This window comes from Bacillus sp. XF8 (genome assembly GCF_017498755.1).
Classification (GTDB): Bacteria; Bacillota; Bacilli; order Bacillales; family Bacillaceae_G; genus Bacillus_A; species Bacillus_A bingmayongensis.
Window position 1 is genome coordinate 1 of record NZ_JAGDQK010000039.1, and the last position, 22,830, is coordinate 22,830.

Annotated in this window: 23 protein-coding genes, 1 pseudogene and 1 riboswitch; of the genes and pseudogenes, 20 read left to right on the top strand and 4 right to left on the bottom strand. The window is 36.4% G+C overall.

Features of this window, described 5'->3' with window-relative positions:
- The 6 genes from J4P91_RS22055 to J4P91_RS22080 all read left to right on the top strand — a co-directional run.
- The coding region (locus J4P91_RS22055) for a phage tail protein (RefSeq protein WP_243763964.1) at positions 1-1,359 on the top strand (1,359 nt) is incomplete at its 5' end.
- Between the two features lie 9 nt (positions 1,360-1,368).
- On the top strand, positions 1,369-1,638 hold the full coding sequence (locus tag J4P91_RS22060) for a transcriptional regulator (protein ID WP_207995850.1): 270 nt from the start codon (positions 1,369-1,371) through the stop codon (positions 1,636-1,638).
- A gap of 46 nt (positions 1,639-1,684) precedes the next feature.
- Positions 1,685-3,025, top strand: a complete 1,341-nt coding sequence (locus J4P91_RS22065) for an SGNH/GDSL hydrolase family protein (RefSeq protein ID WP_207995851.1) — start codon at positions 1,685-1,687, stop codon at positions 3,023-3,025.
- 2 nt (positions 3,026-3,027) lie between these two features.
- Positions 3,028-3,306: an SGNH/GDSL hydrolase family protein gene (locus tag J4P91_RS22070; protein ID WP_207995852.1), complete on the top strand. Its 279-nt coding sequence runs from the start codon at positions 3,028-3,030 to the stop codon at positions 3,304-3,306.
- A 105-nt stretch (positions 3,307-3,411) separates the two neighbouring features.
- Positions 3,412-3,852 carry a phage holin family protein gene (locus J4P91_RS22075; RefSeq protein WP_207995853.1) on the top strand — a complete coding sequence of 147 codons (441 nt, stop codon included), beginning with the start codon at positions 3,412-3,414 and terminating at the stop codon, positions 3,850-3,852.
- Positions 3,852-4,601 (top strand): N-acetylmuramoyl-L-alanine amidase, encoded by a 750-nt coding sequence (locus tag J4P91_RS22080; protein ID WP_207995854.1) that lies wholly within the window; start codon positions 3,852-3,854, stop codon positions 4,599-4,601. Before J4P91_RS22075 ends, J4P91_RS22080 begins: the two co-directional genes overlap by 1 nt.
- Before the next feature lie 51 nt (positions 4,602-4,652).
- Here J4P91_RS22080 and J4P91_RS22085 read toward each other — a convergent pair whose 3' ends face one another.
- Both J4P91_RS22085 and J4P91_RS22090 read right to left on the bottom strand, forming a co-directional pair.
- Positions 4,653-4,931 carry a hypothetical protein gene (locus J4P91_RS22085; protein ID WP_207995855.1) on the bottom strand — a complete coding sequence of 93 codons (279 nt, stop codon included), beginning with the start codon at positions 4,929-4,931 and terminating at the stop codon, positions 4,653-4,655.
- Positions 4,928-6,082, bottom strand: coding sequence for a Tle-like phospholipase domain-containing protein (locus J4P91_RS22090; RefSeq protein WP_207995856.1), 1,155 nt, complete (start codon positions 6,080-6,082; stop codon positions 4,928-4,930). The genes J4P91_RS22085 and J4P91_RS22090 overlap by 4 nt, the downstream gene beginning before the upstream one ends.
- Before the next feature lie 61 nt (positions 6,083-6,143).
- Here J4P91_RS22090 and J4P91_RS22095 point away from each other — a divergent pair, with 61 nt between their 5' ends.
- The 5 genes and pseudogenes from J4P91_RS22095 to dapA all read left to right on the top strand — a co-directional run bounded on the left by J4P91_RS22095 (position 6,144) and on the right by dapA (position 10,061).
- On the top strand, positions 6,144-6,461 hold the full coding sequence (locus J4P91_RS22095) for a hypothetical protein (protein WP_207995857.1): 318 nt from the start codon (positions 6,144-6,146) through the stop codon (positions 6,459-6,461).
- Between the two features lie 62 nt (positions 6,462-6,523).
- Positions 6,524-6,718: pseudogene (gene spoVFB / locus J4P91_RS22100) on the top strand (dipicolinate synthase subunit B); the annotation flags it as partial.
- Between the two features lie 149 nt (positions 6,719-6,867).
- The gene (gene asd / locus J4P91_RS22105; protein ID WP_017151278.1) at positions 6,868-7,914 is read left to right on the top strand and encodes an aspartate-semialdehyde dehydrogenase; all 1,047 of its coding nucleotides are present in this window, start codon (positions 6,868-6,870) and stop codon (positions 7,912-7,914) included.
- Between the two features lie 23 nt (positions 7,915-7,937).
- Entirely contained in the window at positions 7,938-9,170 is a 1,233-nt protein-coding gene (gene dapG / locus J4P91_RS22110) for an aspartate kinase (protein WP_207995858.1), read from the top strand.
- A gap of 12 nt (positions 9,171-9,182) precedes the next feature.
- Complete coding sequence (gene dapA, locus J4P91_RS22115) at positions 9,183-10,061, top strand: 4-hydroxy-tetrahydrodipicolinate synthase (protein ID WP_207995859.1); 879 nt, start codon at positions 9,183-9,185, stop codon at positions 10,059-10,061.
- Between the two features lie 85 nt (positions 10,062-10,146).
- Here the strand turns inward: dapA and J4P91_RS22120 are convergent, their stop codons facing one another.
- Both J4P91_RS22120 and J4P91_RS22125 read right to left on the bottom strand, forming a co-directional pair.
- A complete protein-coding gene (locus J4P91_RS22120; protein ID WP_051128650.1) occupies positions 10,147-10,332 on the bottom strand; it encodes a hypothetical protein in 186 nt (61 codons plus the stop codon).
- Between the two features lie 200 nt (positions 10,333-10,532).
- Positions 10,533-10,742 (bottom strand): hypothetical protein, encoded by a 210-nt coding sequence (locus tag J4P91_RS22125; RefSeq protein WP_051128651.1) that lies wholly within the window; start codon positions 10,740-10,742, stop codon positions 10,533-10,535.
- Positions 10,743-11,251: 509 nt separating this feature from the next.
- Here J4P91_RS22125 and J4P91_RS22130 point away from each other — a divergent pair.
- The 9 genes from J4P91_RS22130 (at position 11,252) to J4P91_RS22170 (ending at position 22,653) form a co-directional block, all read left to right on the top strand.
- Positions 11,252-12,922, top strand: a complete 1,671-nt coding sequence (locus J4P91_RS22130) for a ribonuclease J (protein ID WP_207995860.1) — start codon at positions 11,252-11,254, stop codon at positions 12,920-12,922.
- Positions 12,923-13,022: 100 nt separating this feature from the next.
- Entirely contained in the window at positions 13,023-13,772 is a 750-nt protein-coding gene (locus J4P91_RS22135; protein ID WP_207995861.1) for a ClpP family protease, read from the top strand.
- Positions 13,769-13,972, top strand: a complete 204-nt coding sequence (locus J4P91_RS22140) for a YlzJ-like family protein (protein WP_017151283.1) — start codon at positions 13,769-13,771, stop codon at positions 13,970-13,972. Before J4P91_RS22135 ends, J4P91_RS22140 begins: the two co-directional genes overlap by 4 nt.
- 213 nt (positions 13,973-14,185) lie before the next feature.
- Entirely contained in the window at positions 14,186-16,582 is a 2,397-nt protein-coding gene (locus tag J4P91_RS22145; RefSeq protein ID WP_017151284.1) for a DNA translocase FtsK, read from the top strand.
- 204 nt (positions 16,583-16,786) lie between these two features.
- Positions 16,787-16,888, top strand: a riboswitch (purine riboswitch).
- A gap of 222 nt (positions 16,889-17,110) precedes the next feature.
- A complete protein-coding gene (locus J4P91_RS22150; protein ID WP_017151286.1) occupies positions 17,111-17,836 on the top strand; it encodes a GntR family transcriptional regulator in 726 nt (241 codons plus the stop codon).
- An 88-nt stretch (positions 17,837-17,924) separates the two neighbouring features.
- Positions 17,925-19,001: a BMP family lipoprotein gene (locus J4P91_RS22155; RefSeq protein WP_017151287.1), complete on the top strand. Its 1,077-nt coding sequence runs from the start codon at positions 17,925-17,927 to the stop codon at positions 18,999-19,001.
- A 108-nt stretch (positions 19,002-19,109) separates the two neighbouring features.
- Complete coding sequence (locus J4P91_RS22160) at positions 19,110-20,642, top strand: ABC transporter ATP-binding protein (protein WP_207995862.1); 1,533 nt, start codon at positions 19,110-19,112, stop codon at positions 20,640-20,642.
- The gene (locus J4P91_RS22165; protein ID WP_207995863.1) at positions 20,635-21,693 is read left to right on the top strand and encodes an ABC transporter permease; all 1,059 of its coding nucleotides are present in this window, start codon (positions 20,635-20,637) and stop codon (positions 21,691-21,693) included. Before J4P91_RS22160 ends, J4P91_RS22165 begins: the two co-directional genes overlap by 8 nt.
- Positions 21,694-22,653: an ABC transporter permease gene (locus J4P91_RS22170; RefSeq protein ID WP_017151290.1), complete on the top strand. Its 960-nt coding sequence runs from the start codon at positions 21,694-21,696 to the stop codon at positions 22,651-22,653.
- Positions 22,654-22,830 lie beyond the last annotated feature (177 nt).

The window sequence follows — 22,830 nt, forward strand, 5'->3', positions numbered from 1 at the left end:
CAAACCGCGAAACTTATCCGAGAGTATACATCACCACTTGCAAGTATTCCAGGAATCGGCAAGCGTCATGCCCCTCCGCTAAAGGATGGTCGAATAAAACTTACAACAACAATGGACTCGAAATTGAAAACTCTCGTTGATGAGAGTTTAAACATTAGCGTTACAGCTAACATACATGATTTAAGTAAACAGAAATACCCGATTGCGCAAAGTGGACTAGGCGATCGGGTATTTCTTATTGATGAAAGAATTGGTTTAAATGCGGAAGTACGTGTGGTAAATCGTTATGTATTACGTGATTGGCGAGGTAATATTCTAGACATTCAATTAACGTTTGGTAGTCAAGATATCACAAAAAGATATCAAGCTAATTTGAACCATGCTACAAAAACAATTAATGACTTAATGGAAGGTCGAGAAAAACTCCCAATTAATGCTATGACAGCAGAAGTAGCAAACGTAACAAATATGATTCTAGGTGTGACAAGTGAAATTGATATCACCGAAAAAGGATTAATTGCAATAGATAAAAGTAACCCAAACTACGTTGTTGTTTTGAATAGTGCAGGACTGGGTGTAAGTAGCGATGGAGGGACGACGTTTAGAAACGCCATCACTGGTAGGGGGATTGTTGCAGAGCGGATTCTGGCAGGCGAAATAAAAGGTTCTACATTACGTACAGATAGCGGAGCTAATTATGTTCATATAGAAAAACAATTTATTCGCTTAATGGAATCTAACCTAACCAGAATGTATTTCGGATACTACATTAACATAAGTGGGAGACTTCAACCTACAATCCTAATGCATGAAAATATCACTACCGATAAGTTCCAAGAGGGAACATTAGTAATCGCGCAGCAAAATCTTGGGAATGATTATTCAGCCAATTTTGGAGTAGCAAAAGGAGAATCAACAGCAGGTACAACTTACTACCCAAGTAACCTAAGACTCACTTCATCTGGAAATGCTTATTTGATTGGTGATAACTTTACTTCTATTACAGGGAAAAAAGGTGTTGTAGTTGAATCAACAGAGGCAAATTGTTGGTTTGAATCACAAACTTCTATGACTCTTAGGTCTAACGCCGGAAATATCAATCAATATGCGCCTTCTGGTGGTTACTGGGTAGAAGTAGCGAACGGAGTGACTTTCAAGGTTTCAAATCCATCTAATTCATTTTATGTTGAAGCACCTAAAGCTACCTTTAAGTGTCAAGTAAGCACAGATGGAGTTAATGTGGCTGGAGGCTCACCAGATTCAATTGGAACAATCAAGTATATGAACGGATTCAAAGGATGGGGATATTACGGTCATATCGGTTCAAGCGGTTGGGCTAATTTCACCATAACAGTTTAGGAGGATAATATGGCATATCAATATTTAGGTGTCACAGTAACGATTAGTGAAGACGGTTCTGTAAAAGTACCGTTAGATAAATTAGAAGATATCGGCGTTAAACCTGGTGATGTTATTGAGATTTTCTCAGATCATGACCAGGTTTATTTACGTAAAACAGATACATTCTGCGATATGTGTAAGAAGAATGCGCACTTGCATAAATTAGGTGCGTTAAATGTGTGCTCTGATTGTTTGGCTACCTTGCAACAACAGGCATCTCAAGTATCACAAGCTTAGATTAACAACACTAGAACAACAAATAGCGCAGTAAGGAGGCTATTAGATGGACTTCAAAGAATTAGGAACAATGATAGACGAACAGTATCGTAATGATTTGAATAATTATTTAAGGAATATAGTAAACGAATTAACGAATGGAGTATTAACAGTAGCTGATGGTGTAGTTACTGAAAAAAAACTAGCTCCTGCAGCTGTAACAGAAGAAAAGATTGTAGAAGATACAATTAGTTATACAAGGTTAAAACTCGCCAGTGTTACGCTTATCACTGAAGGAACAATTCAGGTAGACTATCAAGCAATGAAAATGATACTTAAACCATATTGCTATGTAATGATTCAAAACCGTGTTCTAAACTTGAATACTACAAAAAACGATATTGAAATAACATTACCAAATTCTGATCAAGTATGCATTGTCATGGTGGATATAAAAGCAACCGGATTTCCTATTTCGATTGAACACTATTCGACTACAAATACAGCAAACAAACGCATTCTATGTTATCTCTATAAAAATAAACTTTTTGGGCCCAACGTCCCATATATCAAAGTTATTAATTCTATAAAAGTAGAGACTAAACAAGTTGCACAAGAACCAACACTAGTTTCTGAGCATTTAAATAATCCTTTTATTAAAACAAGAATCAAATTGATTGGGGATTCTAAAACCGCTGGAGTTTCAGGGACAGGTTATAGTCCAACAGGACCACCTATTGGAACAACAGGATATAATATGAATGTAACTACAGCAGTTTGTTGGGCAAACATGTTACGTGACCATGTATTGAACAAGTATAACAAAGATGTTGATGTAGCAGTTAATGATCCAAATATTACTTATTTATCAGATACACATCAAATTACGGATTACTCTAATAAATTCAACTGGCAAACAAAGTTTATGAATACTTCCACATCTAACGGGATGAAGTTCACTTTTTACGGGGATCATTGTACTATAGTGTATGCAAAAACTACTAATTCTGGAATTGCAGACATTTTAGTAGACGGAAGTTTCTACATTAAACTTGATTGCTATGGTCAATTAACAAATGACAATGAATTGAAGATTGCAGATTTAACACCAGGGATGCACACAATAGAAATTCGAGAAACGAATACTAAAAACGCTCAATCTGGCGCTAATTCTGTGTATATTCAAGGTCTGAAAATACCTAAAACAGTTGATGTAATCAATTACGGTATTAGTGGGAAAAACTCGCAGTATATATATCAAAATAGAACGCAACTAATCGAAAACGACGACGACATCATAATCATGCAGATCGGAACGAATGATAGATGGGCAAATTCAATGTCAGTAACCAAAGGATACCACCGTGAAATCATTAAATATGTACAAGGATTAGGAAAAAAATTGTAATTATGTCTGCTAATGCAGTTTCTATCGAAAATGATAATGATCCAGTTCGTAAATTCAAAATGGATGATGTGGACAGAGCCATTAGGCAAATCGCACAAGAATTTAATATGAAATACATCTCAAATTATAAATGGTTTATGGAATATACCACTAATACAGGAATAACTATTGATTCTTTACTTAAAGACGGTCTGCATCCCAATGATACAGGATACCGAGTAATGTTCGAAAATGTAGCTCAAAATATCGGTTTAACACTATTACGAGATGGTATTAGTTAGACCTAAGCGTGCATAAGCAGGCTTTTTTATTTTGTACAAAATACGGCTTTGATAACAAAAGAGTAGCTACGGCTGCTCTTTTTAATTTGAAAAGGAGGTACACAAGTGAACCAAATTAGTGTATTAATAAAGTCTTTTATAACAACATTCGGAGCCTTTTGCGGCTATTTCTTCGGAGGGTGGGATGCAGTATTGCAGATTCTAGTGACAATGGCAGCTATTGATTACATTACAGGAATGATTGCAGCAGGGTATAACGGAGAATTGAAAAGTAAAGTCGGGTTCAAAGGCATCGCTAAAAAAGTGGTGCTTTTCCTTTTGGTTGGAGTAGCTGCACAGTTGGATGCTGTATTTGGGAGCAATAGCGCTATTCGTGAAGCGACAATCTTTTTTTTCATGGGTAACGAGCTTTTATCAATCTTAGAAAATGCAGGACGCATGGGTATTAAACTACCAGATGCGTTAAGCAACGCAGTTGAAATTTTAGGTGGTAAAAGCAAAAAGACAAGCTCTGAATATGATAATAAAAAAGGAGATGTTGAATAATGGTTAGATATTCATGTCACGGAGGACACAATGAGAAAGTACAAGGAGCTAACTACGGAACACGAAAAGAGCACATAATGGATCGCCAAGTTAAAAATGCAGTTGTAGCTAAATTAAGAGCTTTAGGGCATACAGTGTATGATGATACTGATGAAGTTGGTACAACACAATCTCAAAATTTAAGTAACATCGTTCGTAATTGTAATTCTCATGATGTTGATTTGGTTATCTCATTTCATTTAAACTCATTTAATACATCCGCTAATGGGGTTGAAGTTTTATATTATGATCAGAAAGATCTAGCAGCTAAAATTTCTAGTCAGTTATCACAAGATATCGGTTGGTATAATCGGGGTGCGAAAAAGCGTACAGATTTATATGTATTAAAAAATACAAAAGCACCAGCTATCCTAATTGAACTTGGCTTCATCGATAATGATGCTGATATGGCTAAATGGAACGTTGATAAAATTGCTAATTCAATCGTTTATGCTTTAACTGGAAAAACAGTTGGTGGAAGCTCTGGAGAAGGGAATGTGGGAAAACAAAGAGTTATCTCTGGAGGTTTTTACATTGATTATGCGAACGAGGTAGCTCAAAAGATGGTTGAGACTGGTTGTACCGGCTCTATTGTCGTACAAGCTGACGGTATCGCTTATGTGCGTACAGATTTGCATCCAAACGTCACACTCGATAAACTAACAGCTTGGTTTGACTCTCGTTCTTGGTGGTACAAATACGAACAATAAAAAAGTGCACCTCCAATTGTTAATTGTGTCTAACAATTGGGGTGCACTTTTTTATTTATAGCTTCTATCTACAGCCTTAATAAGCTCCCAATCATTTCTTAATTCTTTTTTCTTTGTGTGTATTTCATTGATACTGTGGTTCAATTCTTTACGTAAATGCTCTAAATCCTCTGTCGCTTTTTTTCCAGCACCATTTTGTGACCAACCGGCTTGTATAAGGTTATAGATATCATTTATTCGTTCTTGATTTTTATTTATATTTGTGATTAACTTGTTTAAACGTTCAAAAGCTTCTTCTATATGTTCTTCGTTAAAGTACATTTGTTTCATTTTTTTAACCACCCAAATCCTTGGAAATTTTCATCTGCATTTCTATATTCGTCTGCCTTTTTCTTAATAAACTCTGCAACTTCTTGAGACTTTAAAGCATACACTCGGCTAGTCTGATCTAAAAGGTGATAAAGTTCATTTATTCTATTTTCCATACGCTGACTTTTTGTTGATTTTAGAGACTGTTTTACTTCATCAATTACCCGTGGGATATGGTTTTGAAAATCCTCTGCACTTTGTTTCATTTTATTTGCTGAATCCTCTAGATATTCCATAATAACTTTTACCTCTCCGACACCATTAATAGCGTATCTCGGAGATTTATAAATTTCTTTTCCTGTACTAGCATCTATCAATTTACCATTATCTATATTTCCAAATTTATCGAAGTGATAATTACCTAATCCATGAAAATCTTTATCTTTTGAGACCGAGTCGATGAATCTATCAATCATGTGAAAACCATAATCATCTGTCGCTGTTTTAAAATCCGAATCAATCATATATGTATCGCCAATATGATCTTTATCTTCCCATAGAAAACCACCAGAAATAGAATCCTTAGGGTTTATATAATTCGTTATTTTCCCTTTATATTCTCCGGAGTCCACCTTTTCTTGAATTTCTTTTGGTAACATATCATAAACGCCAGGAGCAGAATAAGTCACTGCAGGTACATCGCACATCGCTGCAGCATATTGAGCATTTGCGCCACCTAAAGAATGACCTGTGACCGTTATCTTAGCTTTATCGCCATATTCATGTTTTACTATTTCTACGAGAGACGTTGCCTGCGTAAATTGATTTGGTGCTATTACCTGGGTTTTATCATATGGATCTATTTTCTCTCCATCTTGTAGAGGTTTTTCTTCTTTAAATATATGCCTGTAATCTGTCCAATAATCTGGCCCTGACCGGTCTATTGATGCCCCTCCTTCTGTACCTCTATAAGAGATTACAATTTCACCAGTTTTATCGTTTTGGTATACAGTTGCATCAAACCCAGTTACAGGATCATGTAATGTTGCTCCTTTGGGGTGAATTGGCTTCCACTCTTCTGTTCCGTATTCATTGTCAATAATTACTGCTTTATCTTTATAGGCCCCTCTTGATAGCTCATTATAGGTTTGATCTGAAATTCTATCACTCATAATATTCCCTCTTTTCTAATTACTCTAATGTTAATTATAATAAAAATAGAGGTGATAATAAATGAAAAAAATACTATTAATTTCATTTTTGTTAATTTTAGGGATTGGATCTTGTACTATTTATGAATTTTATAAAGCTACACACCCCTATAGTGAAAAAGAAGAGAAAGAGATAAAAGAAAAAGCATCGAAAGCAGCTATTGAATACTTTGAAAAAAGGAAGGATTTGGATATCGTAGTGACAAAAGTGGAATTTTCTAACGATATCTCTGGAAGCTGGATTGATGTTGACGGTTATGTATCTGGAGATAAAAAGAAAGAGGTGTCTGCAAGCGTAGACTATAAAAATGATTATAAAGTTACAAGTGTTAGTTATTAAACGTTCTAACGTTGTACGTATATAATAGAAGTAAATAAAAAATATTTCTTTTTTGTCGTCATCTTGTTGGCGTAAACCTTATGCGTTTAATGGCGACAAAACATATATATTTTGTGCCATTTGGGCAAGATGCACCAGAAAAAAAACCAAATTCAATGGTAGCACGTATGGAACTTCTTGAAGATACAATTATAGAAGCAATAGAAGGGAAGCAATTACAACCTGTAGTTGTAGAAAAATTCAGATATATGAATTAAAAAACGAAAAAAAACAGACAATTTTTTACGAAACCATCATTCTTATCGCAGAATATGATAAAATTAATGTTATTAAGATTAGAAGGAGTATTCTATACTCCTTCTAATTCTAAGTATAGAAGGATTGGTATCTAGAAAGGGGCATAGTGATGGAAAAGGAAAAATCTTTTCATGTCGCTGTAGTTGGAGCAACCGGCGCAGTTGGTGAACAAATGTTAAATACTTTAGAGAAACGAGAATTTCCGATTGGGAAGTTAACGTTACTTTCATCTAAACGTTCTGCAGGCAAGAAGCTTGTATTTAAAGGAGAAGAATTCACAGTACAAGAAGCAACTCCTGAAAGCTTTGAAGGAGTCGATATTGCACTCTTTAGTGCAGGTGGATCAGTATCGAAACAATTAGCACCAGAAGCAGCAAAACGCGGTGCAATTGTTGTTGATAATACAAGTGCATTCCGTATGACAGAAAATGTACCACTTGTTGTACCTGAAGTGAATGAAAATGACTTAAAAGAACATAGTGGTATTATTGCAAATCCGAACTGTTCTACAATTCAAATGGTAGTTGCTCTTGAACCAATTCGTCAGCATTTTGGTTTAAAACGAGTAATCGTTTCCACATATCAAGCTGTGTCAGGTGCAGGTGCTGCTGCAATTGAAGAGCTTCATGAACAATCACAAGCGATCTTAAATGGAGAAGAAGTAAAAGCAAATGTTTTACCTGTATCAGGTGATAAAAAACATTTCCAAATTGCTTTTAATGCCATTCCGCAAATTGATAAGTTTCAAGATAATGGATTTACATTTGAAGAAATGAAAATGATTAATGAAACGAAAAAAATTATGCATATGCCTGAGTTAGAAGTAGCAGCGACATGTGTACGTTTACCTGTTGTATCAGGTCATTCTGAGTCTGTTTACATCGAAGTGGAAAAAGAAGGTGTAACAGTAGAAGAAATGAAAAACTTGCTTGCGGATGCAGAAGGAATTGTACTGCAAGATGATCCAGCAGAACAATTATATCCAATGCCATCTACTGCAGTAGGCAAAAATGAAGTGTTCGTTGGACGTATTCGTAAAGATTTAAATAATGAAAAAGGATTCCATCTTTGGGTCGTATCTGATAACTTATTAAAAGGTGCTGCATGGAACTCTGTTCAAATTGCAGAACGATTAGTAAAATTACAATTAGTGTAAACGGCTAAGAGAAGGTGCAAAACATGAAAATTATTGTTCAAAAATTTGGTGGTACATCGGTACGTGATGAAAACGGACGTAAGCATGCACTTCACCATATTAAAAAATCATTAGATGCTGGTTATAAAGTGGTTACAGTTGTATCAGCTATGGGACGCAAAGGTGAACCATACGCAACGGATACATTATTAAGTCTTGTAAATCAAAAGGAATCTAGTATTTCAAAACGTGAACAAGATTTATTATTATCATGCGGAGAGTTAATCTCGGCAATCGTCTTCTCAAATATGTTAAATGAAAATGGAGTAAAAGCAGCAGCGCTAAATGGTGCACAAGCTGGTTTTGTGACAAATGATGATTTTACGAACGCAAAGATTGTTGAAATGAATTGTGATCGTATACATGAAGAGTTACAAAATGTAGATGCTGTTGTTGTTACTGGTTTCCAAGGACAAACAAAAGAAGGCGATACGACAACACTTGGACGCGGAGGTAGTGATACTTCAGCTTCAGCACTAGGTGTTGCACTTCAAGCTGAATACATCGATATTTTTACTGATGTAGAAGGTGTAATGACTGCTGATCCAAGGATTGTAAAGGATGCGCGTCATCTTCAAAACGTAACATATAATGAGATTTGTAACATGGCCTATCAAGGTGCAAAGGTTGTTCATCCGCGTGCAGTTGAAATTGCAATGCATGCAAAGGTACCACTTCGTGTACGTTCTACGTATTCTGATAGCGAAGGTACACTTATTGCGGCATATGATGGTGCTACAAAAGGCCGTGATGTTGAGGAGCGTCCAGTTACAGGAATCGCTCATGTATCGAACGTGACGCAAATTAAAGTGCTTGCGAAAGACGGATCGTACGATTTACAACAACTTGTTTTTAAAGAAATGGCAAATGAAGGAATTAGTGTTGACTTAATTAACATTTCGCCTACAGGTGTGGCTTATACAGTAAGTGATCATGTATCAGGTCATGCTGTTGAAGTACTTGGAAAACTTGGATACGATCCAATTGTGACAGAGCATTGTGCAAAAGTATCTATCGTTGGAGCTGGAATGGCAGGTATTCCAGGGGTTACTGCGAAAATTGTCACAGCGTTGGCGGAAAAAGGTGTTCAAATTTTACAATCAGCAGATAGTCATACGACAATTTGGGTGCTTGTAAAAGAAGCAGATTTAGTGGAAGCTGTAAATGCATTGCATAGTGCATTTGAACTTTCAAAAGAAAAGCAACTGGAACAATAAGGAGTGAGACCCATGGTAGATTTTGGGACAATTGCAACCGCGATGGTAACACCGTTTGATAAAAATGGAAACGTCGATTTTGCAAAGACAACTAAATTGGTAAATTATTTAATTGATAACGGTACAACAGCAATCGTGGTAGGAGGAACAACTGGAGAGTCTCCTACATTAGCATCTGAAGAAAAAGTAGCGTTATATCGCCATGTCGTATCTGTTGTCGATAAAAGGGTGCCCGTAATCGCTGGAACAGGTAGCAATAATACACATGCTTCTATCGAGTTAACGAAAAAAGCAACAGAAGTTGGTGTCGATGCAATTATGTTAGTGGCACCGTATTATAATAAACCAAGTCAAGAAGGAATGTATCAGCATTTTAAAACAATTGCTGAAAGTACGGAACTTCCGGTTATGCTATACAATGTTCCAGGACGATCTATTGTACAAATCTCCGTTGATACAGTTGTTCGTTTATCAGAAATACCAAACATTGTTGCAATTAAAGATGCTGGCGGCGATGTATTAACAATGACAGAAATTATTGAAAAAACAGCGGACGACTTTGCTGTATACAGCGGTGATGATGGTTTAACGTTACCAGCTATGGCAGTTGGAGCTAAAGGTATTATTTCTGTTGCCTCTCATGTAATTGGAAATGAAATGCAAGAAATGATTGCGGCATTCCAAGCAGGAGACTTCAAAAAAGCACAGAAATTGCACCAATTACTTGTTAAAGTAACGAATGCATTATTTATGGCACCGAGCCCAACACCAGTAAAAACAGCGTTACAAATGGTTGGATTAGACGTAGGATCTGTACGTTTACCACTTATTCCATTAACAGAAGAAGAACGACTAACATTACAAGATGTAATGCAATCGATTCCTCGTTAATAAAAATGACCTAGTGTAAAAACTAGGTCATTTTTATTGTGAAAGAAACTTTTGGAAGGGGATAATTGGAGATTTAGTTAATTTTCTAAATGTATTCAAATAAATTTTTTTGAAGGATAATTTTAGGTTCTCCTTTCTCATCCGTATACGTGCCGATAATATCGAAACCACTTTTTATATTCAAAATTAACATATTACGCCATTTGTTTTTCGTTTTTGTTTGAATAATCCGATAGCCTTTTTCTCTTAAAAATTGATGTTGCTGCTCCATTAAGTTAAAACCAATCCGCTGATTTCTATAATTTTCATCAACTCTACCTAATCAACTATAAAATTTACCCCGCTATTTGCGGGCAGTAAGACCCCCACCTCAAGGTTCAGAGAGAAACAAGGAAGGTAGGTGGGGATCCACTGCCCGTAAAAGCCCGATTCGTTCAACTAATAATCAGTGGGGGATGAACCTCCCACTGATTAAAGTTTCACTTTATCCGTATCAAGTTCGTATTCAATCTTATAACCGACCACTTTCATATCATGTGCAGCTAGATTTATAAGTAATTTTGGTTTACTTTCCATTTGTTTTACTAAGTTGTTAGAACTGTGAAAAATACTTTCGTGTAATTGGATTATGCTATCTAATATTTTTGTGTCTGGAATTGATTCAAAAAGAAAATAGTCCATGAAAAAAATTCTCCTTCCAATAAACATTCTGTTATTATTCAGCGAAGAGGTTGTACGTTATAAACTATACGCTAAATTACCTGTCTATCCCTTTTAGTTTCTCATTGATAGGAGTGTAATCAAAAAGAAATCTCGGAGAATACGGTGTTAATTGAAGGAGTATTTCACTTGAATTTTATATGCTTCTCTTCTCTTTCTCACAAATTAACTTGTGTTCTATTTCTTGTATCAGGTATAATATGGCTAAGTAGCTTAGTACGGGTATGCTTAGCAAAATTGGAAAAAATTATGGTTTAACGGAATTTCTATATCATATCGCATAAGATATTTGATTTATATAATGAAAGAGAGGTGAAACCTGGTTTAAAAAACGAACGAGAACATGATATCGCATAACGGTAAGGACATTCGTCTTGGACGGTGAATATATGGTGGTTGTAGAGTTTCCCTGGTGTCTCTGCAATTTTAGTGAAATCAGTGTTTGCAAGATTTTTAAACCAGGCAACAACATGAAGAGAAAAGAGATTGATTCTGTAAAAGTATTTGCTCTTGGTGGAGTAGGTGAAATCGGAAAAAATATGTATTGTGTCGAAATTGATTCCGAAATTTTTATTGTAGATGCAGGCTTAATGTTCCCGGGAGATGAAATGTTTGGAATTGATATCGTCATCCCTGATATTACATATTTAGTAGAAAATCAAGAGCGAGTAAAGGGTTTATTTATTACACATGGTCATGAAGATCACATTGGTGGAATTGTTTATGTACTACGTAAACTTTCAATTCCAGTATATGCAACAAAGTTAACAGTAGGTTTGATCCAAGAAAAACTTGGTGAAGCAGGAATGCTTGGTCGTGTAGATTTAAAAACAATTGATTCTAATTCAGAAGTGGAATTTAATACGACAACGGTTTCATTCTTTGGTACAACCCATAGTATTCCAGATTCTGTTGGTGTATGTTTCCATACATCAAAAGGTGCTATCGTATATACAGGAGACTTTAAATTCGATCAAACACCAATTGGCAACAGTGGAGCAGATCTTGGAAAGATGGCGCAAATTGGAAATGAAGGCGTTCTTTGTCTGTTATCAGATAGTACGAATGCTGAGCGTCCTGGTTACACGGGTTCTGAAAAAGAAGTTGGGATAGAAATTTCAAAAGTATTTTATGGTGCAGAGGGACGTATCATTGTTGCTTCTTTTGCATCTAATGTACATCGTATTCAACAAGTATTTGATGCAGCTGTTGAAACAGGACGTAAAGTGGCTGTTGTAGGTCGTAGTATGGTGAAAGTGGTAGATATCGCAAGACGTCTTGGATATTTAGACGTTCCAGATGGTATGATTATTTCATTGCAAGAAGTAGATAACTTCCCAGAGAAGAAGGTAGCGATTTTAACAACTGGTAGCCAAGGGGAACCAATGGCGGCTCTTTCAAGAATGGCGAAGCAAGCTCATAAACAAATTTCGATTCGTAAAGGAGATACAGTTATTATCGCGGCATCTCCAATTCCTGGTAATGAAATATCAGTATCGAAGATTATTGATTTACTATTTAGAGCTGGTGCAGAAGTTGTTTATTATGGAGAAAGAAAAGTTCATGTTTCTGGTCATGGTAGTCAAGAAGAGTTGAAATTGATGCTAAATTTAATGAAACCGAAATACTTTATACCCGTACATGGTGAATTTCGCATGCAAAAGGCACATGCGTATTTGGCGGAAGATGTTGGTGTCTTGAAAGACAATATTTTTATTGTAGAAAAGGGCGATGTAATTGCTTTTGAAGGAGAAGAGGCAAAACCAGCTGGTAAAGTACAAGCGGGGAATGTTCTAATTGATGGATTAGGTGTAGGTGATGTCGGAAATATTGTCTTGCGTGATCGTAAGATGTTATCACAAGACGGAATTTTAGTCGTTGTCGTAACACTTGGAAAAGATGAGAAGAAAATCATCTCTGGTCCAGAAATTATTTCACGTGGTTTTGTGTATGTTCGTGAATCTGAGGCGTTAATCGAAAGGTCTACAGATATTGTGCGTACAATTGTTGAACAATCCATCAAAGAGTATTCTATTGAATGGTCCATGTTAAAACAAAATATTCGTGAATTGTTAGGGCAGTTCCTGTATGAGGAAACGAAGAGAAAACCGATGATTTTACCAATTATCATGGAAGTATAAGAAAACCACCTTTACGGGTGGTTTTTTCTTTTTCATCCCTATCGCATGAAATTTGCAACTTAAGAAATAATAGTTGTATAAGAGTGAAAGGGGATGCGATATGACAGAACGTGATGATTTAACAAATGAGGAAAAAGAAGCAGAACCGAAAGAGGATGCAAAAGAGGCGTCCGTAATAGAAAAAATTCAGCAACTTGGTCAAACGAACGTTCCGCAAATGAATGAATCACGTATTCATTGTTTAACGATTGTTGGACAAGTAGAAGGACATATGCAGCTTCCACCACAAAATAAAACGACGAAATATGAGCATGTGATTCCGCAAATTGTGGCAATTGAGCAAAATCCGAAAATTGAAGGATTACTATTATTGCTAAATACTGTGGGTGGTGATGTTGAGGCTGGATTGGCAATCTCTGAAATGGTAGCTTCATTATCAAAACCAACTGTGTCTTTGGTTTTAGGTGGAGGGCACTCGATAGGTGTACCAATTGCAGTGTCAACAGATTATTCATTTATTGCTGAAACTGCAACGATGACGATTCACCCAGTTCGCCTGACAGGTCTTGTTATTGGTGTGCCACAAACATTTGAGTATTTGGATAAAATGCAAGAACGTGTAATTCGATTTGTAACAAAACACTCAAAAGTGACAGAAGATCGTTTTAAAGAACTTATGTTTGCTAAGGGGAACTTAACGCGAGATATTGGAACAAATGTAATCGGAATAGATGCAGTTAAGTATGGCCTTATCGATGATGTTGGTGGTATTGGGGATGCGATTCGAAAGTTAAATGAATTAATAGATATGAAAGCGGATGGAAATCAGGACGGGAAGTTGCTGCAATGATTTTATATACGATTATGCCAGAGCAACTTGTTTATCAGACCGATTATTCGCAGTACGAACGACAAAAAATAGTAAATGTAAATGGAGTGGAAATGGTTGTATCTGAAGAGAACAGTCAATACTATTCCGTTGTTCGTGTGCTAAGTACAAATCCATCCCACTACTTACAGTATGAACCAGGCCAGAAAATAACCTTTTAGCAAAAAGCAGGATTTTGTTTAGAAGCTATGGTATAATATAAAAAACAAGACGGTTGAGCAGCCATGATTAGGCTGCTTTCTTCTGTTTACGTGACATTTTACAAGATGTGTAAAATGTCACGTAAACATATCTAAAAAATGTGACGAATGATATGTAGAAAATGCTTTCAATGAATGAAAGTTTCACTTAATTTTTGAACTTGGGGTGAAGAAATGGTAAAACAAAAGCAAAGAGGGACGAAATCAAAAGCAAGACGTACGATAAAGCCAACTTTGTATTACGAAATCGTCGGGTTGACTCTTTTTGCACTTTCAATCATTACAATCTTACAGCTAGGTATTGTAGGGAAATCGTTTGTGTTATTTTTTCGCTTTTTCTTTGGCGAATGGTACATAATTGGTGTATTAGGTGTAATAGCTTTATCCATTGCGTTTGTTATAAGACGTGGTTGGCCAAATCTTTTAAATAAAAGATTAATTGGCGTTTATTTAATTGTGTTAGCAATATTGATGTTTAGTCATATTACATTATTTAACCTTCTTACAAAGGATGGAGCGGTAGAAAATACATCGGTAATTGTGAGTACAAAAGATATGTTCTTTCTTGAGATGAAGAAAGGTGCAGAGACGGTTCATTTAGGTGGAGGTATGTTTGGGGCGCTTATGTTTGCAACGTTTTATTTTTTATTTGATGAAGTAGGTGCTTACATTATTGGAATTATTCTAGTTATTCTTGGCATACTTTGCATTACAAATAAACATATTGGGGAAGTACTTGCCCCAGTTGGACGAATACTTAGAAGTCAATTTCAAGTGATGCAAGGGGATTACAAGGACTGGAGATCGAAACGTACTGCTGAACAAACGGAAAAGAAAAAAACGACAAGGCGTACGCGTAGTGAACGTATTGATAGCCAAGAAGAAATTGCTGAGCCGCTAGAAGAGATAGAAATTGGACCGCCAATTATTTCGAATTTTACAGAGAATTACCCGGTCAGTGAAGAGAAAGATAAGGAAAGTAAAGATGAGATTGCAAATGATTTGATCGCACCGCCTCCTATGCCAGAGGAAGAGATTCCATCTACATCAAAAGAGCGGTCGCAAAAGAAACGAGGAGAAAAAATTGTTGAATCTCTAGAAAGAGAAACAAAAGCTCCTCCAATGCAATTTTCAAATGTGGAAAACAAAGATTATGAGCTTCCTTCTATCGATATATTGAAGTTCCCAAAAAACAAACAGGTTACAAATGAAAATGAGAAAATTTATGAAAATGCTCGTAAGCTGGAGCGTACTTTCCAAAGTTTTGGTGTGAAAGCAAAAGTAACGAAAGTACATAAAGGACCTGCAGTTACGAAATATGAAGTGTATCCTGATATGGGAGTGAAAGTAAGTAAAATTGTGAGTTTGAGTGATGATTTAGCACTCGCATTAGCTGCGAAAGATATTCGTATTGAAGCGCCTATTCCTGGGAAATCCGCAGTAGGAATTGAAGTTCCAAATTCAGAAGTTTCTATGGTAACTCTTAGAGAAGTACTTGATTCAAAAGCGAACAACCATCCAGAAGAAAAATTATTAATTGGTCTTGGGCGTGATATTACTGGTGAAGCAGTATTAGCACGTTTAAATAAGATGCCCCACCTATTAGTAGCTGGAGCGACTGGTAGTGGAAAGAGTGTATGTATTAACGGTATTATTGTTAGTATTTTAATGCGTGCTAAACCACATGAAGTAAAATTAATGATGATTGATCCGAAAATGGTAGAATTGAATGTATACAATGGTGTTCCGCACTTATTAACACCTGTTGTAACAGATCCGAAAAAAGCATCACAAGCTTTGAAAAAAGTTGTGAGTGAGATGGAGCGTCGTTATGAATTGTTTGCTCATAGTGGAACGCGTAATATTGAAGGATATAATGAATACATTAGACACCATAATGACCAATCAGAAGCAAAGCAGCCTGAGCTTCCATACATTGTTGTCATTGTGGACGAGTTGGCTGATTTAATGATGGTTGCTTCTTCAGATGTGGAAGATGCAATTATGCGCTTAGCACAGATGGCACGTGCTGCTGGTATTCACTTAATTATTGCAACGCAGCGTCCATCTGTTGATGTTATTACAGGTGTTATTAAAGCGAATATTCCATCTCGAATTGCGTTTGCTGTGTCTTCACAAACTGATTCCCGGACAATTCTTGATAGCGGAGGCGCTGAGAAATTATTAGGACGAGGAGATATGTTATTCATACCAATTGGTGCATCAAAACCAGTTCGTGTACAAGGAGCATTTCTATCAGATGACGAAGTGGAAAGAGTTGTAGAATATGTTATTGGACAACAAAAAGCGCAATATCAAGAAGATATGATACCGCAAGATGTACCGGAAACAAAGCAAGAAGTAGAAGATGAATTATACGATGAGGCGGTTCAGCTCGTTGTAGAAATGCAAACAGCTTCTGTTTCTATGCTGCAACGTAGATTCCGAGTAGGATATACGCGTGCAGCGCGTCTTATTGATGCGATGGAAATGAATGGTGTAGTTGGACCTTATGAAGGTAGTAAACCGAGAGAAGTATTAATTAAAGATATACAAGAAAAAAGTTCTTGATAAAAAAGCCTAATTGTTTACAATTAGGCTTTTTTATATGGCATTTTTGTTATATACTATACTCAACTTCAAAGAAAGGGCTTACATTTTATTCAGTTCTTTAGAATACGAATGCTTTTGATGTTATTTTTGAAAAATGTTCGAGATTCACTATAGAAAAGAGTTGAATTATGTTGACACATATGGGGGCAAGTGGTAAGATTACTTCGAAAAGAATCACTGCCTCATATAATCTTGGAGATAAGGTCCATAAGTTTCTACCTGGCAACCATGAATTGCTAGACTATGAGGGGAAAAGTGTGTAACAAAGGATGTAAGGAATCTTTGTATCTAACTTTTTCTCTATATGAGGAATGTTATGGTGCAAAGTTTTTTTTATGAAATAAAAATAGAAAATTTCATTTTAAAAAATTATTAACATTTATTCGACAAATTTTATTTTATTGCAGCGTTATTATGTTGTTGGTTGAAAAAAGAGAACAGAAGTCTTACATCAGAGGTCGAATAATTGGAATGCGGGGGAGTCTTATGTCAGTTAAATCGGATAGTCGACACTTATATTTACGAGTGATCGATCACATTAAAGAAAAGATCAAAAGCGGGGCATATAAAGAAAAACAAAAGTTGCCTTCAGAGTTTGATTTAGCGAAAGAACTTGGCGTAAGTAGAGCGACTTTACGGGAAGCATTGCGTATTTTAGAAGAAGAAAATGTTGTCATTCGCAGACATGGCGTTGGTACTTTTGTGAATGCAAAACCGCTGTTTTCTTCTGGAATTGAACAGCTTTCTAGTATTACAGATATGATTTCTGGTGCGGGAAAAACACCAGGAACAATCTTTTTATCATCATCTACTACGAGCCTAACAGAAGAGGAAAAAGAAAAGTTTAATAGTGATGAAGGCTTTGAGGCTGTAATGATTGAGCGTGTTCGTACAGCAGACGGGGAACCTGTTGTCTATTGCATTGACAAGTTAGCGAAAGAAGTACTGCCAGATTTATCTGATTATAATGAGGAATCATTGCTTACTGTTATTCATAATAACACGCATAAACGTATTACATATGCGGTTGCTCATATTGAACCAATTGGTTATCATCCGAAAATATCACCAATTTTACAATGCGAGCCAGAGACAGCGCTACTGATTTTAAAGCAAATGCACTATGATCAAAATGATGAGCCGATTTTATATTCTATTAATTATTTTAGAGCAGATAAATTTAGCTTCCACGTATTACGAAAACGTATGTAATCAGTTCCTTTTTAGGGAGGTGACAGCAAGAAGAAGGGGACACTAGCATATTAATAGATACACATATCATTTAGGAGGGGTTTCTAGTATGAAGAAAAAAGCAGGTCTTTTATTATCATTAACGTTAGCAGCAAGCACAGTGTTAGGTGCATGTGGTAACTCGGATAAGGCAAGTAGTGACAAAAAAAGTGATAAAGATTTCAAAGTTGGTATGGTTACGGACGTTGGGGGCGTTGATGATAAATCATTTAACCAATCAGCTTGGGAAGGCTTAACGAAGTTTGGTAAAGATAACGACTTGAAAAAAAATGAAGGATATCGTTTCCTACAATCCAATAAGGATTCAGATTATATTCCAAACTTAACAAAATTTGCGAAGGCCAATTATAATGCAACATTTGGTATTGGATATTTAATGCAAGATTCAATTGAAAAAGTGGCAGATCAATATCCAAAACAACAATTCGCAATTGTAGATACTGTTGTGGAAAAACCAAACGTAACAAGCATTACATTTAAAGACCATGAAGGTTCTTTCCTTGTTGGAGCTGTAGCAGCGATGACTACGAAATCAAATAAAGTTGGCTTTATTGGTGGTGTGAAGAGTCCACTGATTACAAAGTTTGAATCAGGTTTTAAAGCTGGAGCAAAAGCAGTAAATCCAAACATTGAAATTGTAGCGCAATATGCGGATGCGTTTGATAAACCAGAAAAAGGATCAGTATTAGCATCTGCAATGTATGGTCAAGGTATTGACGTAATTTATCATGCTTCTGGTGCAACAGGTAACGGTGTATTTACAGAAGCGAAAAACCGTAAGAAAAAAGGTGAAAACGTTTGGGTAATTGGTGTTGACCGTGATCAAAACCAAGAAGGTATGCCTGAAAATGTAACGTTAACTTCTATGGTAAAACGTGTTGATGTTGCGGTTGCGAAAGTAGCACAAGAAGCAAAAGATGGTAAGTTAAAAGGTGGAAAAGTAGAAGAGTTTGGTTTGAAAGATGACGGTATTGGAATTGCAAAAACAACTGATAACGTGAAAAAAGTAAATCCAGAAATTTTAACAAAAGTAGAAGAGTTTGAAAAGAAAATTACTGCTGGTGAAATTAAAGTACCTGCCACTGATGATGAGTACAAAGAATACGAGGCTTCTCTTAAGAAATAATGATAGAGAAATAGCAAAGGTTAGTTCTAAGAACTAACCTTTGTATATATAAAATTACTTTTAATAGAGTGTAATAGGGGACGGTTCCCTGCTAAAAGGAGGAACAAAATGGAATACGTAATTGAGATGAATAATATTACAAAAGTATTCCCAGGCATTGTAGCAAACGATAATATTACGCTACAAGTAAAACAGGGAGAAATACATGCTTTACTCGGAGAAAATGGTGCAGGGAAGTCAACGTTAATGAACGTTCTTTTTGGATTATATCAACCAGAACAAGGAGAAATTAAAATTAAAGGGAACCCTGTGAAAATTACAAATCCTAATATTGCAAATGACTTCGGGATTGGTATGGTTCATCAACATTTTATGCTCGTTCATAATTTTACAGTTACAGAGAATATTATTCTTGGAAATGAACCGAAGAGAAAAGGGAAAATTGCTGTTGATGAAGCAGCTAAAGAGATTAAACAGTTATCGGAACAATATGGTTTAGCGGTAGATCCATATGCGAAAATTGAGGATATCTCGGTTGGTATGCAGCAGCGCGTTGAGATTTTAAAAACGCTCTATCGCGGGGCAGAAATTTTAATATTTGATGAACCGACGGCAGTGTTAACTCCCCAAGAGATTCATGAGCTCATTCAAATTATGAAAAAGCTTGTACAAGAAGGTAAATCTATTATTCTTATTACACATAAGTTAAAAGAAATTATGGAAGTTTGTAATCGCTGTACGATTATTCGAAAAGGAAAAGGGATTGGAACTGTTGACGTTGCAAATACAAATGAACATAAACTTGCAGAATTAATGGTCGGACGTCAAGTGAATTTTAAAACAGAAAAATCGGACGCTAGACCTGAGGAAGATGTACTCTCCATTGCAAACCTTGTGGTTCATGATGCGCGTCAATTACCTGCTGTAAAAGGCCTTGACTTAACTGTTCGTGCAGGAGAAATTGTCGGTATTGCAGGGATTGATGGGAATGGACAAAGTGAACTTATAGAAGCGATTACTGGTTTACGAAAAGTTGAGTCAGGTTCTATTGCAATTAAAGGGAAAGAAATAACAAATTGGCCAGTTAGACGTATTACAGAAGAAGGAATTGGTCATATTCCAGAGGACCGTCATAAACATGGTCTCGTTCTTGATTTTTCAGTAAGAGATAATATGGTCTTGCAAACGTATTATAAAAATCAATTTTCGAAAAAAGGGATTTTAAATTTCGCTAAAATTACGGAGAAAGCAAAAGCTCTAATCGAACAGTTTGATGTGCGCACACCAAGTGAACAAACATTAGCGCGTGCCCTATCTGGTGGGAACCAGCAAAAGGCAATTATTGCACGTGAAATAGATCGTGATCCAGATTTATTAATTGCAGCGCAGCCGACACGTGGTTTAGATGTTGGAGCGATTGAGTTTATTCATAAGAAATTAATCGAGCAGAGAGATAAAGGGAAAGCAGTACTTCTCCTATCTTTAGAACTCGATGAGATTTTAAATGTGAGTGATCGCGTTGCTGTTATTTATGAAGGGAAAATCGTTGCGGTTGTGAATGCAAAAGAAACGAATGAAAAGCAACTAGGTCTGTTAATGGCTGGTGGAACAGGGGAAGAGAAGGTGAATACAAATGGCTAAAAAATTTTTAACGGAGCGAACAATTAATATTTTAGTACCTGTGTTGTCCGTTATTTTTGGTTTAATTGTTGGAGCCATTGTAATGGTAGCTAGTGGATATGATCCAATTGTTGGTTATGCAGCATTATGGGAGGGGATGGTCGGAAATCCGCAAGCTATAGGAGAAACGCTTCGGACGATGATTCCACTTGTTTTAGCTGGCTTGTCTGTTGCATTCGCGTTCCGTACGGGATTATTTAATATCGGAGTAGAAGGGCAATTGCTAGTTGGCTGGCTTGCGGCTGTTTGGTTTGGCTATGCAGTGTCTTTACCAGCATTTTTGCATATTCCATTATCCATATTAGTTGCAGCTATCGTTGGTGGGTTATGGGGATTTATCCCAGGATATTTAAAGGGTAAATTTAAAGTAAATGAAGTTATTGTTACAATTATGATGAACTACATTGCGCTTTATGTTACATATGACCTGATTAAGCGATTTTTACATGAAGCAAATGAGAAATCATATGATATTCAACCGAGTGCTTCGTTAGCATCAGAGTGGTTAGCTTCTATGACAGAAGGATCCCGTCTTCACTGGGGAATTGTCGTTGCAATTTTAGTTGCAATTTTGATGTGGTTCTTACTAGATCGGACAACTTTAGGATATGAATTGAAATCAGTTGGGTTTAACCAGCATGCTTCGCAGTATGCTGGAATGAAAGTATCTCGTAATGTTATATTATCCATGACAATTGCCGGTGCATTTGCCGGTATTGGTGGTGCAATGGAAGGGCTTGGGACATTTCAAAATATGACGGCGATGTCTTCGTTTACTGGAATTGGATTTGATGGAATTGCAGTAGCGCTTCTTGGTGGGAATAATCCATTTGGTATTTTACTTGCAGCTTTACTATTTGGTGGTTTAAAAAGTGCAGCGCCGCAAATGAACTTTGAAGCAGATGTTCCATCAGAGCTAATTAACGTAATTATTGCATGTATTATCTTCTTTGTTGCATGTAGTTATGTTTTAAGATGGGCGCTTACTCGCATGAGCAAGGAGGGGAAATAAATGAGCTTTCTAGATATTTTAGCCATTCTTGTGACAGGTACATTATATACGGCGGCGCCGCTTATTTTTACAGCGCTAGGTGGAGTGTTTAGTGAACGTTCTGGTGTTGTAAATATTGCATTAGAGGGATTAATGTTATTTGGTGCATTTGTTGGTATAGTTACAACATTGTTAATGGGAGATACATGGGGAACGATGACTCCTTGGATTGCGCTTGTTTTTGCAGCAATTGGTGGTGGATTATTTGCGCTTCTTCATGCAGTTGCATCGATTACGTTCCGCGCTGATCAAGTTGTTAGTGGGGTTGCCATCAACTTTTTAGCCCTTGGTTTAACAGTGTTTGCGATTAAGAAGATCTTTGGCAAAGGACAAACTGATTTTATTCAATACAGAATTGAAAAAATTGATGTTCCAGGGCTTTCAGATATTCCGGTTATCGGAAAAATCTTTTTCTCAAATGTACCATTAACATCGTATATTGCCATTATTTTAGCATTTGTTGTTTGGTATATTATTTATAAAACTCCGTTTGGTCTTCGCTTACGTGCGGTAGGTGAACATCCTATGGCAGCAGATACAATGGGAATTAATGTATATAAAATGCGCTATCTCGCTGTTTGTATTTCAGGAATGTTTGCGGGAGTAGGTGGTGCGATTTTTGCAATGTCAATCTCGAATAACTTCTCAGGCGCAACGATTACAGGACAAGGTTTCTTAGCATTAGCTGCGATGATCTTTGGTAAATGGAATCCGCTAGGGGCGCTTGGAGCTGCTTTATTCTTTGGATTTGCTCAATCTCTTGGAGTAACTGGTGGTACAATTCCTGTATTAAAAGAGATTCCAAGTGTTTTCTTAACGATATTACCATATGTGTTCACAATTTTAGCGCTTGTTGGTTTTGTCGGACGTTCAGAAGCTCCAAAGGCACTTGGAACACCGTATGAAAAAGGAAAAAGATAAGCGTTTTAAAAGTATGGAAAAAGCTCGCACATTAGTGCGGGCTTTTTTACATAGAATATGCTTAATACAGAAATTTTCTTTCTCTCTTTAATTGGTAAACTGTTTGAGGAGAAAGTATGTAAGGGAGAAAAGTTGATTTTTCGTTTCTAAAAACTGTATATTGAAGAGGAATATTCC

Bases quoted from the DNA above. Each gene is read 5' to 3' on its own strand.
- J4P91_RS22060 (WP_207995850.1), top strand. From the start codon at position 1,369: ATGGCATATCAATATTTAGGTGTCACAGTAACGATTAGTGAAGACGGT.
- J4P91_RS22065 (WP_207995851.1), top strand. From the start codon at position 1,685: ATGGACTTCAAAGAATTAGGAACAATGATAGACGAACAGTATCGTAAT.
- J4P91_RS22070 (WP_207995852.1), top strand. From the start codon at position 3,028: ATGTCTGCTAATGCAGTTTCTATCGAAAATGATAATGATCCAGTTCGT.
- J4P91_RS22080 (WP_207995854.1), top strand. From the start codon at position 3,852: ATGGTTAGATATTCATGTCACGGAGGACACAATGAGAAAGTACAAGGA.
- J4P91_RS22085 (WP_207995855.1), bottom strand. From the start codon at position 4,931: ATGAAACAAATGTACTTTAACGAAGAACATATAGAAGAAGCTTTTGAA.
- J4P91_RS22090 (WP_207995856.1), bottom strand. From the start codon at position 6,082: ATGAGTGATAGAATTTCAGATCAAACCTATAATGAGCTATCAAGAGGG.
- J4P91_RS22095 (WP_207995857.1), top strand. From the start codon at position 6,144: ATGAAAAAAATACTATTAATTTCATTTTTGTTAATTTTAGGGATTGGA.
- asd (WP_017151278.1), top strand. From the start codon at position 6,868: ATGGAAAAGGAAAAATCTTTTCATGTCGCTGTAGTTGGAGCAACCGGC.
- dapG (WP_207995858.1), top strand. From the start codon at position 7,938: ATGAAAATTATTGTTCAAAAATTTGGTGGTACATCGGTACGTGATGAA.
- dapA (WP_207995859.1), top strand. From the start codon at position 9,183: ATGGTAGATTTTGGGACAATTGCAACCGCGATGGTAACACCGTTTGAT.
- J4P91_RS22120 (WP_051128650.1), bottom strand. From the start codon at position 10,332: ATGGAGCAGCAACATCAATTTTTAAGAGAAAAAGGCTATCGGATTATT.
- J4P91_RS22125 (WP_051128651.1), bottom strand. From the start codon at position 10,742: ATGGACTATTTTCTTTTTGAATCAATTCCAGACACAAAAATATTAGAT.
- J4P91_RS22130 (WP_207995860.1), top strand. From the start codon at position 11,252: ATGAAGAGAAAAGAGATTGATTCTGTAAAAGTATTTGCTCTTGGTGGA.
- J4P91_RS22135 (WP_207995861.1), top strand. From the start codon at position 13,023: ATGACAGAACGTGATGATTTAACAAATGAGGAAAAAGAAGCAGAACCG.
- J4P91_RS22140 (WP_017151283.1), top strand. From the start codon at position 13,769: ATGATTTTATATACGATTATGCCAGAGCAACTTGTTTATCAGACCGAT.
- J4P91_RS22145 (WP_017151284.1), top strand. From the start codon at position 14,186: ATGGTAAAACAAAAGCAAAGAGGGACGAAATCAAAAGCAAGACGTACG.
- J4P91_RS22150 (WP_017151286.1), top strand. From the start codon at position 17,111: ATGTCAGTTAAATCGGATAGTCGACACTTATATTTACGAGTGATCGAT.
- J4P91_RS22155 (WP_017151287.1), top strand. From the start codon at position 17,925: ATGAAGAAAAAAGCAGGTCTTTTATTATCATTAACGTTAGCAGCAAGC.
- J4P91_RS22160 (WP_207995862.1), top strand. From the start codon at position 19,110: ATGGAATACGTAATTGAGATGAATAATATTACAAAAGTATTCCCAGGC.
- J4P91_RS22165 (WP_207995863.1), top strand. From the start codon at position 20,635: ATGGCTAAAAAATTTTTAACGGAGCGAACAATTAATATTTTAGTACCT.
- J4P91_RS22170 (WP_017151290.1), top strand. From the start codon at position 21,694: ATGAGCTTTCTAGATATTTTAGCCATTCTTGTGACAGGTACATTATAT.